The sequence below is a fragment of the Hymenobacter saemangeumensis genome (assembly GCF_039541835.1).
GTDB lineage: Bacteria > Bacteroidota > Bacteroidia > Cytophagales > Hymenobacteraceae > Hymenobacter > Hymenobacter saemangeumensis.
This window is the reverse complement of record NZ_BAABGZ010000020.1, coordinates 120,234-134,181: the sequence shown is the minus strand read 5'-3', so window position 1 is coordinate 134,181 and position 13,948 is coordinate 120,234. Positions and strand designations below refer to the sequence as shown.

Below are 13,948 nucleotides of genomic sequence, written 5' to 3'. Positions count from 1 at the left end.
CAGAAAAAACCCCGGTGCTATGCCCCGGGGTTATTCCTTGTTACGGAGTATGGCCTACCAGTTGCCGCTGGCGCCGCCACCGCCGCTGCTGCCGCCGCCAAAGCCGCCGAAGCCACCACCGCCCCCACCAAATCCGCCACCGAAGCCGCCCCCGCCACCGAAGGTGCCGCGGCCGCCGGCGAAGTCGCCGAAGATGATGGGCGGCATAAAGCCGCCGCCAAAGCCCCGGTTGCGGCGTCCGCCGCCGCCCCCACCCCGGTTGCGCAGAATGAAGAACAGCACCAGCACGCCAATAATGAGCCAGAACGTCCAGCCCGAGCCGCTGCTGTCGCGGCTGGCGCGGCTGCGGCCACCTACTACATCTTTGGGGTCTACCTTGTACTCGCCTTTGGCCAGGGCAATGAGCTGGTCGGTGGCGCGGTCCAGGCCCCCGTAGTACTGCCCCTGCTGGAAAGCCGGCACCAGCGTATTGCTGATGATGCGCTTGGCAATGGCGTCGGGCACGGCTCCTTCCAGGCCGTAGCCGGTTTGAATACGGGCCGTGCGCTCCTCTTTGGCCACCAGCACCAGGATGCCGTTGTTCTTGCCGGCCTGCCCAATGCCCCAGCTTTGGTAAAGGCGCTGGGCGTAGCTGGCAATTTCGTCGCCGCCCATGCTGGGCACCGTCACCACGGCGATTTGTGAGGATGTGCTGTCGTTATACGCCACCAGCTTGCGCTCCAGCGCATCGGCCTCCCCCGCCTGCATCAGGCCGGCCAGGTCGTTTACCAGGCGCGGCGGGCTGGGACGTGGCGGCACGTTCTGGCCCTGGGCCAGCAGCGCTGGCAGCCAGAGCAGCAGCAGGAGCACGCTGCGCCAGGCAGGAGAAAGGTGTCGGGACGGGGCACCTGGCTGCGCGGGGCCGAACATTAGCACGTGCGTACTCATGGGCTTACCGGTGGCGTTGGGGTGCCAAAAGAAATGGCGTCGTCGAGCTCGTTCTGGTCGGTGGCCTTGTCGTAGGGGAAGTAGCGCTGCAGCTGCTCGCCCACCAGCTTAATGCCTTTTTCCAGGCCGGCCACGTAGTTCTCGCGCCGGAACTGGGCCAGCACCGCCTCCTTGGTGGCTTCCCAGAAGTCGTCGGGCACGGCGGCATTGATGGCCGCATCGCCAATCACGGCAAACTGCCGGCTCTGCCAGGCCAGGTAAAACAACACGCCGTTGCGCTGGGCCGTTTTGTGCATGCCAAGCTCGGCAAACACCTGGGCGGCGCGGTCCAGGGGCTCGGGCGTGGGGCAGGTATCCTCCAGGTGCACCCGGATTTCACCCGAAGTGGTAACCTCGGCCTGCTGAATGGCCGCCACCAGCGCGGCGTCCTGGGCGGGAGTAAGGGGGGAAGTCATGCGAGTTATGAATTATGAGTTATGAGTTATGAGTTATGGCTCAGACCATTCTCATTCGATGAGTTATGAACTACAAGGAGCAAGGCGCTGCCCTGCCGGACCTTATAATTCATAACTCATAACTCATAACTCAACTAAAACTGTACCGTGGGGGCCTTGTTGGAGCCGGCTTCGGCTTCGAAGTAGCCTTTGGGCTGGAAGCCGAACATGCCGGCAAACAGGTTGTTGGGGAAGCGCCGGGTAAAGGTGTTGTAGTCGTTCACCGAAGCGTTGAAGTTGTCGCGGGCCACGGTAATGCGGTTTTCGGTGCCTTCGAGCTGAGCCTGCAGCTCCTGGAAGTTGGCGTTGGTTTTCAGCTCGGGGTAATTTTCCGACACGGCCAGCAGGCGGCCCAGCCCTGCCGACAGCTGGCTCTGGGCCTGCTGGAAGCGCTGCAGGTTTTCGGGCGTGAGCTGGTCGGCCGAGAGCTGCACGCTGGTGGCTTTGGCCCGGGCTTCCATTACGCTGGTGAGGGTGGTCTGCTCCTGCTTGGCAGCACCTTGCACGGTGCGCACCAGGTTGGGAATGAGGTCGGCGCGGCGCTGATACTGGCTCTGCACCATGCCCCAGGACTGTTTAACTTTCTGGTCGCGCTCGACCATGCCGTTGTAGCCGCAGGACGACTGGGTGAGCAGCAGCAGCAGGCAGGCGAAGTAAAAGAGAAGGCGTTTCATTGGGTGAATGTGGAAAATGGGAATGAAGAATCAGGAACGGGAGCCCAACCTTATCCAGGGTAAGCGGTTAGGCTGCGCACCCGGCGAAAGGTACGCAGATGCGCCTCGTCAGTTGTGAGAAGCCTAAAAAGCCGTAATTAGCAGACCGAAGGATGGAGCAGGATTATTCGTCCTTCTCATTCTTCATTCCTCATTAAGCGAAGCGTAAGAAGTGAAAGCTGTTATTCCTGTGGCCGGCATCGGGTCGCGCCTCCGCCCGCACACCCACACCCAGCCCAAAAGCCTGGTGCCGGTGGCTGGCAACACCATCCTGGGCCACATCATCGACCGCATGCGCGCCGCCGGGCTCACCGACTTCGTGTTTATTGTGGGCTACCTGGGCGACAAAATCGTGGACTACGTGCGCAAACAGTACCCCGACCTGCAGGCCACCTTCGTGCTGCAGGAGCCCCGCGAGGGGCTGGGCCACGCCCTGTGGCTGGCCCGCGAACAGTTTCGCCACGACCCCGAGGGCGTGCTCATCATGCTCGGCGACACCATCGTGGACGTAGACCTGGCCGAGCTGCTGAATACGCCCGGCTCGGTGCTGGCCGTGAAGGAGGTGAAGAACCCCACCCTGTTCGGCATCGTCGAAACCCAGCACGGACGGGTGAGCAAGGTGGTGGAGAAGCCCAAGATTCCTAAGTCGAACTACGCCATGGTGGGCTTGTACAAGCTGGCTTTCCCCGAGAAGCTGGCCCAGGCCCTGGAGTGGCTCATGGCCACCGAGCAGCGCACCCACGACGAGTTTCAGCTCACCGACGCGCTGATGCGCCTCATCGAGGAAGGCGAGGCCATGACCACCTGCCCCGTCGACAACTGGTTTGACTGCGGCCGCAAGGAGTCGCTGCTCGAAGCCAACGCCCGCCTGCTCAACCAACCCGAGTTTCTGGACCGCCGCGAGTACCCCGAGTTTCCGGACGCGGTGATTATTCCGCCCGTAAGCATTGGGCGCGGCTGCCGCATCTCTCACTCCATCATCGGCCCCAACGTAGCCATCGGCGACAAAACCATTATCCAGAACACCATTCTCAGCGACTCCATCATCGGCTCCTACTCCGAGCTGCGCTCGGCCGTGATGCACGACTGTATCGTGGGCTCGGATGCCTCGTTCCGGGGCATGAACCACTCGCTGAATATTGGGGATAATACGGAGATTGACTACAGCTAAGCAATGACAGGGGCTGGGTGCTCTATCTGCTGCACTGCTTAGCCGACAAAGCACAACCGCGGAATTCTGCACTACGCACTTCCTGGCGTACTTTCCGGCTAAAATTGCGCTGCCCATGAATTTTCGATTTCTGCTGGCCGGGGTGCTGGCTTGCGTCCTGCTCCTGTCCGGCCCCGCTACCACTGCCCAGACGCCCCTGGGCCAGCCTTCGCTGGAAGAGTCCAAGGTGCAAATCTGGTGCGCCACGGTGCGCTTCGTGTACGACGACGCGGGCCGGCCTAACCTCAAAAGCACGGTGCAGTGCAGCGGCGCGGATTTGTCGGCCCTCGCGGCCAGCATCCGGCCCGATAGCCTGCGGGTGTATAGCCTGCTGTACGCGCCCATTGAGGAGAAAAGCAACATCTACCAGGGCAAGAAAGACAACCCGGCCCGCTTGCAGGCCCTGACACAGGCCATCATTAAGAAGCTGCAAAGCTCACCGGCCCGGCGCCGCGACCCGGCCCGCCTGCAGCGGCTGGCTGCCCTGCAAAAGGCCCTCACCGACTACGCTGTGAGCGGCACCCCACTGGGCGACGTAGCCGCAGCCATGACGCCCGAAGCGCCCGATACCACGGCCGGCACCGGCTTTGCTGCCCCCGGGCCCGCCGAAGCAGCCGAAGCCCAGGCCGCCGCTGCCAGGGACGCCGCTCAACCAGCAGCCCGCAACCAGAATCCAGAAACCACCGAGAGCCTGCTCAACCGCTTTGCCGCGCCCCTGGCCCTGATTCTGGGCATTCTCAGCCTGGTGCTGTACGTGATGCTGCGCGTGACGCTGGGGCAGTGGCGCCGGCAGCAGCGCCGCGAAACCCTGACGGCCACCCACGCCGCGGCCGCCGCCAAAACCGCCGCCGAGCAGGCCAACGCCGCCATTACCGACTCTGCCGCCCGCGTGAAGCGCGCCGAGGCCCTGGTATTGGCTGCCAGCGAAGACCGGCCTGCGACGCCCGCTCCCCTACCCGACCACCTTACCCCCGCCCAGCGCCTGGAAGTAGAGCGCCTCGTAAGCCAGCGCATGGACGAGGAGCTGCGCTGGCTGCGGGCCCAGCTGCCCGAGCTGGTGGCCGCGGCGGTGAAGGAACAAGGGGAAGAAGGCAGCAGTAACCTGCCCGAATAGGTGTAATGCGAAGTTGAGTTTTGCTGACGAATCTGTTCCAGTGCGCGGAATGAAATTCCGCGTTACCGCTGCTATGAAAAACGCCCAGCTGCTTCCTGCGCTTCTTTTGGCCATTGCGGCCTGCCGGGCCACGTCGTCGCCGCCCCGCAATACCCTGCCGGCCAAAGCTGCCGTAACGGAGATTACTACCGCCGAAAACGAAGCGCCCAGCCGCCCCGTGCCGGCAGCCGCCTTACTTCCCCTGCCCGTGAACTACCCTGCTTCCCGTCAATCCGACCACGTCGACACCTACTTCGGCACCCGGGTGCCCGACCCTTACCGCTGGCTCGAAGAGCTGGACTCGCCCGAAACCAAGCAGTGGGTGACGGCCCAGAACGAAGTCAGCTTTGGCTACCTGAGCCAGATTCCCTTCCGCGACAAAATCCGGCAGCGGCTCACCACCATGTGGAACTACGAGCGGTACGGCATACCCGAACAGGTGGGCGAGGCCCTGGTGTACAGCCGCAACGACGGCCTGCAGAACCAGCCCGTGGTGTACATTCAACGGGGGAAAGCCGAAGCCCAGGTGCTGCTCGACCCCAACACCTTTTCGGCTGAGGGCACCACCGCCCTGGCCGCCCTGGAGTTCAGCGCCGACCACCGCTACCTGGCTTACTCCCTGAGCGGGGGCGGCTCCGACTGGCAGCGGGTGAAAATTCTGGATTTGAAAACCGGCCAGGACTTGCCCGAGGAGCTGAGCTGGGTGAAGGTTTCCGGTCTTTCCTGGGTGAAGAACGGCTTCTACTACAGCCGCTACGACACACCCAAAGCCGGCGAGAACAGCCTGGCTGGCAAAAACGAGTACCACAAGGTGTACTACCACCAGCTGAACACGCCCCAGAGCGCCGATAAGCTGGTATACGAAGACCCCAAAATGGCCCTGGGCTTCCGCATTGCCGCGGCCACCGAAGATGAGCGGTTCCTGAGCCTCTACCTCACCGATGGCAAGTCGGACGGCAACCGCCTGCTGGTGCGCGACCTGCGCGACGCCAAACAGGCCGGCAAGTGGACCACCCTGGTAAGCTCCTACGAGCACGACAACAGCGTGATTGGCAGCGTGGGCGACGCCGTGCTGGTGTACACCAACTACAAAGCACCCAACTATCGCTTGGTCCGCATTGACCCGAAAAAGCCGCAGGAAGCCAACTGGACCGAAGTGCTGCCCGAAACCGCCAACAAGCTCGAAGGCATCAGCCAGGTGGGCGGCCACCTCATTGCCAACTACCTGCACGACGCCAGCTCCCAGGTGAAGGTGTACACCGAGCAGGGCAAGTTTCTGCACGACGTGAGCCTGCCCGCCATTGGTACGGCCAGCGGCTTCGGCGGGCGCCGCGCCGACAAGGCTACGTACTATGCGTTTACGTCGTTCACCTACCCCACCACCATCTACAAGTACGACATCGGCACCAACACCAGCACGGTGTTTAGGGCCCCGAAAGTGGATGTAAACCCGGCCGACTACGAAACCACGCAGGTGTTCTATAAGTCCAAGGACGGCACGAAAGTGCCGATGTTCATTGTCCACAAAAAAGGGCTGAAGCTGGACGGCAAAAACCCCACCTACCTCTACGCCTACGGCGGCTTCAACGTGAGCCTGACGCCAGGCTTCTCGGTGGCGCGCATGCTGTGGCTGGAAAGCGGCGGCATCCTGGCCGTGCCCAACCTGCGCGGGGGCGGCGAGTACGGCGAGGCCTGGCACAAAGCCGGCATGACGCCCCACAAGCAGAACGTGTTCGACGACTTCATCGCCGCCGCCGAATACCTGAAAACGCACAACTACACCGACGCCGGGCACCTGGCCATTGCCGGCGGCTCCAACGGCGGTCTGCTCGTGGGCGCCACCATGACGCAGCGCCCCGACCTCTGCCAGGTGGCCCTGCCCGCCGTGGGCGTACTCGACATGCTACGCTACCACGCCTTCACCATCGGCTGGAACTGGGCCCCCGAGTACGGCACCTCCGACAACCAGGAGCAGTTTGAAAACCTGTATAAGTTCTCACCCCTGCACAACCTGCGCCCCGCCGCCTACCCGGCCACCATGATAACCACAGCCGACCACGACGACCGGGTGGTGCCGGCCCACTCCTTCAAGTTCGCCGCTGCCCTGCAGGCCGCCAACACCGGCCCCCGCCCCCAGCTCATTCGCATCGACGTGAACGCCGGCCACGGCGCCGGCAAAAGCACCAAGCTGCAGATTGAGGAATGGGCCGACGTGTGGAGCTTCTGCTTCGCTAATATGGGCGTGACGCCGGTGGTGAAGTAGGCTGGCCTCGTCACCTCACCCCCGGCCCGTCTCCGGTGGAGAGGGGAGCGGATGCCGAGTTAAAAGTTAAAAGTGAAGAGTTAAAAGGCAGAACAACCTTTTAACTCTTCACTTTTAACTTTTAACTAACTAAAAAGAGCCGTCGAAACAGGCTCCCCCTCTCTTTTGGAGAGAGGGCCAGGGGTGAGGTTTTCGGCGCCGGATAGATAATCACTGCCCCCCGGAGCCCCTCCCCCCCGCCGGCGGCTGCAGGTTGGTCTCAAACAGTTTCAGAATGCGCTTGTATTCATCCGTCCAGGAAGAAGGCTCCACGAAGGCGTGGTCTTCTACGGGATACACGGCCAGCTCCCAGTTTTCTTTTTTCAGCTCGATGAGGCGCTGGGAAAGGCGCACGATGTCCTGGAAGTGCACGTTGGTATCCACCATGCCGTGGCACATGAGCAGGGCTCCTTTCAGGCCGCTGGCGAAGTTGATGGGCGACGAGCGGGCGTAGGCAATGGAGTCGTTGTAGGGCTCATTGAGGATGTTGTCGGTATAGCCGTGGTTGTAGTGGGCCCAGTCGGTCACGGAGCGGAGCGCGGCCCCGGCCCGGAACACCTCGGGCTGCGTGAACATGGCCATGAGCGTGATAAAGCCGCCGTAGGAGCCGCCGTAGATGCCAATGCGCTGCGGACTGACGCCGTACTTCTCGGTCAACATTTTGGCGCCGTCGACCTGGTCGGTGAGGTCCTTGCCGCCCATGTAGCGGTAGATGCCCGTGCGCACCTCGCGCCCGTAGCCGGCCGAGCCGCGGTAGTCGATGTCGAGCACGGTGTAGCCTTTATCCACCAGCAGGTTGTGGAACATGTACTCGCGGAAGTAGGAGCTCCACCACTTGTGGGCATTTTGCAGGTAGCCCGCGCCGTGAACGAACACCACTGCGGGGCCCTGCGCCGCGGCAGCAGCCGGGCGGTAGAGGCGGGCGTATACGTCGGCCCCGTCGCGGGCCTTGATGGTAATGATTTCGGGTTCGCGCCAGGGGTAGCTTTCAAACTCGGGGGTGGTGCTGTGGGTCAGCTGCCGCATCTTGGCGCCGGGCTTGTTGTCCATCACGTACAGCTCCCAGGGCTTGTTGGCGTAGCTGTAGCGCACAGCCAGCGTGCGGCCGTCGGGCGACACTTCCACTTCGTGCGCGCCGGGCCGGGTGGTGATTTGCCGGAGGGCGCCGCCGTTCAGGGGCAGGTGGTAGAAGTGCTGCTCACCGGGGTGGGTGGCGTTGGCCGAGATGTACCAGGTCTTGCGGTCGCGGCTGAGCTGGGCCCGCTGAATCTCGAACTTGCCGCTGGTCAGCGCCTGTTTCTGGCCGTTGGTCACGTCCACGGTGTAGAGGTGGCTGTAGCCGGTTTCCTCGCTCTGAAACCACACCCGGCGATTATCAGGCAGCCAGCCCACGTTGCCCGGCCCGTTGCCGATGCCTGGCCCGCTAATCCAGGCGTCGTCGTGCTGCCGGTCGAGCAGGCTGATTTTCTGGGTGGCCGGGTCCAGAGCTACAATCCAGCGGTCCTTGTTATCAGCCGCGCGCATCACCAGGAAGGCCCGCTGCCCGTCGGTCGACCAGTACGGGCCAAAGGGCTGCACGCGGCGCTGCCCGGTGGCGGGCTTCGTCTTTTTATCAGCCGATGCCTTGGCCGAGTCGGCTGGCATGGGAGCTTTGGCGGGCAGCTGATACTCCTTGCGGTAAGCCGGCAGCTCGTCGAGGCCCTTCAGCTCCTTGTAGCCCAGCACGAAGGTGGTGTCGCGGGCAATATCGTAGATACCAAGCTCGTAGGCCGTCTGGCTTGCGCCCACCTTGGTGCGGGTTGATATGTCCTCAGTAAAGCCGGAGACCGTGACGAAGCTGGGCACCAGCGCCACCTTGGTCGTGGCCGGCTCCTGCAGCAGCGTGTAGGTTACGTAGCGGCCGTCGGGGCTCAGCTGCAGGTTGGTTACGGCCTGGGTGCCCAGGTAAATGCCTTTGGGCTGCAGCCGGGCCAGGGCTTTCTGCTGCCGCTCCCGCGCCTGCCGGTCTTGCTCCCGCAGCCGCACCACGTCGAACAGGGCCAGCTGCTGGGCCCGCAGGTAGCGCTCGGCCTTGTCGGTGGGCACGGGGCCGGGTGGCTTGCTGCCTTTGCGGAAGTCGGTGCGCTGGGTGGTTTCGCCGGTGGCGGGGTCCCAGGTATACAGGTTCTGGGCGCGCACGTAGCTCACCAGCTTATCCTGCAGGGCAAACGCCGGGCTGGTTTCCCGCTCACTGGTATTGGTCACGCGCCGGATTTTCCCGCTTTTCAAGTCTACCAGGTAAATGTCGCCGTCGCGCTCATACACCTTGCGGGTGTAGGCTTCGTCATATTCCCCGCCGCTGGCCGGCAGCCGGCGCTGCTCCGGCAGGCTTACCTTTTGCGGGACTGCCGTGCCCGTGGGCGCCACCTGGTACAGCGAGTCGCGCCGCTCCCTGCTGGGGTTCCAGCTGAAGAAAATCCGGCGCCCATCTTCACCCCAGTACACGTTCGAGGGCGAGGTGCCCAGCCACTGCGCCGGGTCGCGCATGATTTTCTCGACGGTAAGCGGGGCCAGGCTGCCGGCTGGCGCTGGCGGAGCTTGGGCAAGTGCAGGGCCAGCGGTGGCCAGCAGGCTTAGGAAATAGATTTTGCGCATCAACAAAGCTACTTGGGCAGTATAGAACAAGAACGGAGAATGGAGCAGGCCAAAGCAGGCGGTTGCACCGGGCAAAAAACTATTTAACTCCGGTCAGGTTTCCCGCCTTTAATTTTTTAACCCGTTTCCCATGCAAATCGGAATCAGCTCATTCGGTGAAGTAGCGCCCGCCCACGTAGCCGGCCACGACCAGGCCGCGGCCCAGCGCATGCAGGAGCTGCTGGCCCTGGCCCGGCTGGCCGATGAAACCGGCCTCGACGTGCTAGCCCTCGGCGAGCACCACCGCCCCGACTTCATCATCTCCGCCCCCGAGGTCATTCTGGCCGCCGTGGCCGCTGTTACGAAGAACATCCGCCTGTCCAGCGCCGTCACCGTGCTCAGCTCCGCCGACCCGGTGCGCACCTTCCAGAACTTCGCCACCGTGGATTTGATTTCCGGCGGCCGGGCCGAGATTCTGGCCGGGCGCGGCTCCTTTATCGAGTCGTTCCCGCTCTTCGGCCACGACCTGCAGGACTACGACGCCCTGTTCGCGGAAAAGCTGCAGCTGCTGCTTAAAATAAACGAAAGCGAGGTGCTGAGCTGGCAGGGCAAGCACCGGCCTTCCTTCAGCGAAAAGGGTGTGTACCCACGGCCGCTACAGGAAAAGCTGCCCATCTGGATTGGTGTGGGCGGCACGCCGGCCTCGGTGGTGCGGGCCGGCAAGCTGGGGCTGCCGCTTACCATTGCCATCCTGGGTGGCGCGCCGGCCCAGTATGTACCATTCACGGAGCTATACCGCGAGGCCGCCCAAAGCGCTGGCCACAACGTAGCCGGGCTGCAATTGGCCATCAACTGCCACCTCCACCTGGCCGAAACCGCCCAGCTGGCCCGCGACGAGTTTTTCCCGCCCTACTCCCAGCTCATGAACCGCGTCGGCCGCGAGCGGGGCTGGTCGCCCATGGACCGCCGCCACTTCGATTACCTCTGCGGCCCCCAGGGCCCGCTGCTGGTGGGCAGCCCCCAGGATATTATCGACAAGCTGCTGTACCATAAAAAGCTGTTCAAAAACACCCGCTTTCTGGCCCAGCTGGTTATTGAGGGTATTTCCCACGAGAGCGTGCTGCGCTCCGTGGAGTTGCTGGGCACAGAGGTGGCTCCGGCCGTGCGGGCAGCGCTGGCTGAGGTTTAACCCAAGTAGGCAGAGTTGTAGTAATATTATGCGTCGCCTGCTCCGTTCTGTTATGTGCCATTATTTTTCCCTGCTGGTTCTGTTAAGCAACCTGTTGTTAGCGGGGAACGGTCTGGCTCAGACGCGCTACCAGCGCTACGGCGACTACAAAGTGGTCCCCCCGGGGTACAACACGTTCAACGTAGTACACGTTGATTTTGACACTACGCTACGGGTGGGCAATGCCGTGGCGGCCGGCCAGATTATCGGCTATGAACAGAGTAAGCCCCTGGTGCGCTCGGTACGGTTCGGCATGAGAATCATTGCTTCGGAGGAGGCCTACGACGCGGGCCAGTATTCCGAGGCCGTCAACCTCCTGAAAGAAGCTGCCCGCACCGAGCCCAACAACCCCTTTGTGGTGTACCAGCTGGCGCGTTCCCTGTACCGGGCCGGGGACAGGGAACGCGCTTATCCACTCTACGCGCGATTGATGACGCAGCTCAACCAGGCCGGACCGGCAGCCGACTCCGTGCTGACGGTCGACGCCTGGTTTGCAGACGCCTACTGGAAGATGGCAACCCTCCACCTGGACTTGGGCAATTGGCCCGCCGCCATTCGCAACATGGCGCAGTTTATGGCCGCTGCCAATCCGCAAGAATACGAGCATACCCCTTTGTTCGAGGAGCTACTCAGCTACCTGACGGAAAGCTTCTACCACCTCAATGACCGTGAACTGTACCGGTTCTACTACGCTGAAACCCTACGGCGATTCCCGAAAAACCAGTACGTAAAGCAATTCCAGCTACCTGCCAAAGTGAAGCCGCCCCTCAAAGCCCCCTCTCGCCCCGCACAGCCGAAACGGTAGTTTGCTTTGCCATCAGCCCGCAGTCATGGCTACTCATAGACTGCAGCCAGCCCCACAAAAAAAGGCCACCCAATCAGGTGGCCTTTTTTAGGAAGCTTACGCTTTCACGTTCGCGCCGTGCACAAAATCCGTGAAATCCGCTAAAATCCGCGCTAATCCGTGCTCCTAGTAGCGGTACAGGTCCGACTTGAACGGACCTTCCACCGGCACTTTGATGTAGTCGGCCTGCTTGGGCGACAGCTCGTCGAGCTCCACGCCGATTTTGGCGAGGTGCAGGCGGGCCACCTTCTCGTCGAGGTGCTTGGGCAAGGTGTACACCTGGTTTTCGTACTTGTCGGCGTTCATCCACAGCTCCAGCTGGGCCAGGGTCTGGTTGGTGAACGAGTTCGACATCACGAACGAGGGGTGGCCGGTGGCGCAGCCCAGGTTCACGAGGCGGCCTTCAGCGAGGATGATTACCTCTTTGCCGTCGATGTTGTACAGGTCAACCTGGGGCTTCACCGTGTCCTTGGTGTGCCCGTAGTTTTTGTTTAGCCAGGCCATGTCGATTTCATCGTCGAAGTGGCCGATGTTGCAGACAATGGCTTTGTCGCGCAGGGCGCGGAAATGCTCTTCGCGCACGATGTCGCAGTTGCCGGTGGTGGTGATGACGATGTCGGCACGCGGAATGGCATTTTCCATGCGCTTCACCTCGTAGCCGTCCATGGCCGCCTGCAGGGCGCAGATGGGGTCAATCTCGGTTACGATAACGCGGGCGCCGGCGCCGCGCAGCGAGGCGGCAGTGCCTTTTCCTACGTCGCCGTAGCCGGCTACTACCGCAACTTTACCAGCCATCATCACGTCGGTAGCCCGGCGAATAGCATCCACCGCCGACTCTTTGCAGCCATACTTATTGTCGAACTTCGACTTCGTTACCGAGTCGTTAACGTTGATGGCGGGGAAGGGCAGCGTGCCCTGCTTCACCCGCTCGTAGAGGCGCAGCACGCCGGTGGTGGTTTCTTCCGATACACCTTTGATGCCGGCGGCCAGCTCGGGGAACTGGTCGAGCACCATGTTGGTGAGGTCGCCGCCGTCGTCGAGAATCATGTTCAGGGGCTGGCGCTCCTCGCCAAACCAGATGGTTTGCTCGATGCACCAGTTAAACTCCTCCTCGTTCATGCCTTTCCAGGCATACACGGGGATGCCAGCGGCGGCAATGGCCGCGGCGGCGTGGTCCTGGGTCGAGAAGATGTTGCACGACGACCACGTCACCTCGGCGCCCAGCTCAATCAGCGTCTCGATGAGCACGGCGGTCTGGATGGTCATGTGCAGGCAGCCGGCAATGCGAGCGCCCGCCAGCGGCTTGCTCGGGCCGTACTCGGCGCGCAGGCTCATCAGGCCGGGCATCTCGGCCTCGGCGAGACGGATTTCCTTGCGGCCCCACTCGGCCAGGCTCATGTCCTTTACTTTGTACGGAACGTAGGTTTTCGTCGTGGTTTCCACCATGATGGGATTTAATTAATTGTGTCGTGTTTCAACCCCAAAGATACTCAATTTGTTCGCGGGCAGGCACAAAAAAGCCCGGGCCTGTTGGCCCGGGCTTGCTGCTTCCGGAAAGCCAGCCTTAATTGTGGGTCAACACGTAGGCTTTGGGCTTTAAGCTGTTGTCGAGGTTGCTTTCGGCCCCGCGCACCAGAATGGTGTAGATTTTTCCCGCTTCGTAGTTCTTGGTACCCATACCCGAGCCCGAGCCGTCGCCTACGTTAAACTGAAACGTGTTGGTAGGCGCTGCGCCGGTGGTAATTGCCAGGTTGAACGTTCCCGCGTTGATTTCCAGGAAGCTGGAAGCCGAACCAAACGCCACGTTGGGAATGCGGTCGGCATAGCCCACGGTCTGGGCTTCGCTCAGGTTAATGGGTACGGCCGTGCCTTGCCCGTTCACTGTTCCCAATCCCTGCCCCAGGTGTACCAGGCGAACTTTGGCCTTAGCGGGGGCGGGTGTGGTTGCCGGCGCAGTCAGGTCGTCGTTCACCAGCAAACCCGCCGAGGCGTTGGATGTGCCCGGGTTGTACACGAAAAACGAGTAGCTCTTATCTTTTTCAATGGTAGCCATCTGGGTCACCAGCGTTGTGGTGCCGCCCACCACCTTCAGCGTACGCGCGCCGGCATTGAGGGTCTGATAGTTGGTTGTTTGCCCATAGGTAAGCGAAGCTTTTTCGACTTCATCGACCTGCATTTTAGCCGCAACGTTCACGTTGGGTGCGGCATTAACAAACATGATGCGTCCCTGGTCGGGCACAGGCGTGGGAGCCGGCTCGTCTTTTTTGGAGCAGCCACTAAAGGCGAGTACAGCCGGCACGGCAAGTAGCAGCGAGTGCCGGAAAAAAGCGGATAAGCTCATAAGAAGGATGGAAAGGAAGTTGATTACGAAGGCCTGACTCATGCCTCCGCATTCTGAACGAAGGTTGCCCGCCTATGGTTAGCCTCGCCGCTGAGTTATGTTTTGATAACAGTCCTTTAGCTG

11 protein-coding genes are annotated in these 13,948 nt (G+C 62.1%); 5 read left to right on the top strand and 6 right to left on the bottom strand.

Going from position 1 to position 13,948, the window contains the following annotated elements; genetic code table 11:
- Nucleotides 1-54 precede the first annotated feature (54 nt).
- The 3 genes from ABD919_RS10580 to ABD919_RS10570 form a co-directional block, all read right to left on the bottom strand.
- Entirely contained in the window at nt 55-927 is an 873-nt protein-coding gene (locus ABD919_RS10580) for a TPM domain-containing protein (RefSeq protein WP_345235972.1), read from the bottom strand.
- Nucleotides 924-1,382: a TPM domain-containing protein gene (locus ABD919_RS10575; RefSeq protein ID WP_345235971.1), complete on the bottom strand. Its 459-nt coding sequence runs from the start codon at nt 1,380-1,382 to the stop codon at nt 924-926. The genes ABD919_RS10580 and ABD919_RS10575 overlap by 4 nt, the downstream gene beginning before the upstream one ends.
- Nucleotides 1,383-1,516: 134 nt before the next feature.
- Nucleotides 1,517-2,095 (bottom strand): LemA family protein, encoded by a 579-nt coding sequence (locus ABD919_RS10570; RefSeq protein WP_345235970.1) that lies wholly within the window; start codon nt 2,093-2,095, stop codon nt 1,517-1,519.
- A gap of 211 nt (nt 2,096-2,306) precedes the next feature.
- Between ABD919_RS10570 and ABD919_RS10565 the strand changes: the two genes are divergently transcribed.
- The 3 genes from ABD919_RS10565 (at nt 2,307) to ABD919_RS10555 (ending at nt 6,760) form a co-directional block, all read left to right on the top strand.
- A complete protein-coding gene (locus tag ABD919_RS10565) occupies nt 2,307-3,305 on the top strand; it encodes a sugar phosphate nucleotidyltransferase (RefSeq protein WP_345235969.1) in 999 nt (332 codons plus the stop codon).
- A gap of 115 nt (nt 3,306-3,420) precedes the next feature.
- Entirely contained in the window at nt 3,421-4,458 is a 1,038-nt protein-coding gene (locus ABD919_RS10560) for a hypothetical protein (RefSeq protein ID WP_345235968.1), read from the top strand.
- 73 nt (nt 4,459-4,531) lie between these two features.
- Nucleotides 4,532-6,760, top strand: coding sequence for a prolyl oligopeptidase family serine peptidase (locus ABD919_RS10555; protein WP_345235967.1), 2,229 nt, complete (start codon nt 4,532-4,534; stop codon nt 6,758-6,760).
- Nucleotides 6,761-6,970: 210 nt separating this feature from the next.
- Here ABD919_RS10555 and ABD919_RS10550 read toward each other — a convergent pair whose 3' ends face one another.
- Nucleotides 6,971-9,433 (bottom strand): S9 family peptidase, encoded by a 2,463-nt coding sequence (locus tag ABD919_RS10550; RefSeq protein WP_345235966.1) that lies wholly within the window; start codon nt 9,431-9,433, stop codon nt 6,971-6,973.
- Nucleotides 9,434-9,563: 130 nt separating this feature from the next.
- Here ABD919_RS10550 and ABD919_RS10545 point away from each other — a divergent pair, with 130 nt between their 5' ends.
- Both ABD919_RS10545 and ABD919_RS10540 read left to right on the top strand, forming a co-directional pair.
- Complete coding sequence (locus tag ABD919_RS10545) at nt 9,564-10,601, top strand: LLM class flavin-dependent oxidoreductase (protein WP_345235965.1); 1,038 nt, start codon at nt 9,564-9,566, stop codon at nt 10,599-10,601.
- Nucleotides 10,602-10,653: 52 nt separating this feature from the next.
- Nucleotides 10,654-11,445, top strand: a complete 792-nt coding sequence (locus tag ABD919_RS10540) for a tetratricopeptide repeat protein (protein WP_345235964.1) — start codon at nt 10,654-10,656, stop codon at nt 11,443-11,445.
- A 165-nt stretch (nt 11,446-11,610) separates the two neighbouring features.
- Here ABD919_RS10540 and ahcY read toward each other — a convergent pair whose 3' ends face one another.
- Complete coding sequence (gene ahcY / locus ABD919_RS10535) at nt 11,611-12,930, bottom strand: adenosylhomocysteinase (protein WP_345235963.1); 1,320 nt, start codon at nt 12,928-12,930, stop codon at nt 11,611-11,613.
- A 118-nt stretch (nt 12,931-13,048) separates the two neighbouring features.
- Entirely contained in the window at nt 13,049-13,825 is a 777-nt protein-coding gene (locus ABD919_RS10530) for a DUF4397 domain-containing protein (protein WP_345235962.1), read from the bottom strand.
- Between the last annotated feature and the right edge of the window lie 123 nt (nt 13,826-13,948).

Coding starts and splice junctions, on each gene's coding strand:
- ABD919_RS10580 (WP_345235972.1), bottom strand. CDS start 927: ATGAGTACGCACGTGCTAATGTTCGGCCCCGCGCAGCCAGGTGCCCCG.
- ABD919_RS10575 (WP_345235971.1), bottom strand. CDS start 1,382: ATGACTTCCCCCCTTACTCCCGCCCAGGACGCCGCGCTGGTGGCGGCC.
- ABD919_RS10570 (WP_345235970.1), bottom strand. CDS start 2,095: ATGAAACGCCTTCTCTTTTACTTCGCCTGCCTGCTGCTGCTGCTCACC.
- ABD919_RS10560 (WP_345235968.1), top strand. CDS start 3,421: ATGAATTTTCGATTTCTGCTGGCCGGGGTGCTGGCTTGCGTCCTGCTC.
- ABD919_RS10555 (WP_345235967.1), top strand. CDS start 4,532: ATGAAAAACGCCCAGCTGCTTCCTGCGCTTCTTTTGGCCATTGCGGCC.
- ABD919_RS10550 (WP_345235966.1), bottom strand. CDS start 9,433: ATGCGCAAAATCTATTTCCTAAGCCTGCTGGCCACCGCTGGCCCTGCA.
- ABD919_RS10545 (WP_345235965.1), top strand. CDS start 9,564: ATGCAAATCGGAATCAGCTCATTCGGTGAAGTAGCGCCCGCCCACGTA.
- ABD919_RS10540 (WP_345235964.1), top strand. CDS start 10,654: ATGTGCCATTATTTTTCCCTGCTGGTTCTGTTAAGCAACCTGTTGTTA.
- ahcY (WP_345235963.1), bottom strand. CDS start 12,930: ATGGTGGAAACCACGACGAAAACCTACGTTCCGTACAAAGTAAAGGAC.
- ABD919_RS10530 (WP_345235962.1), bottom strand. CDS start 13,825: ATGAGCTTATCCGCTTTTTTCCGGCACTCGCTGCTACTTGCCGTGCCG.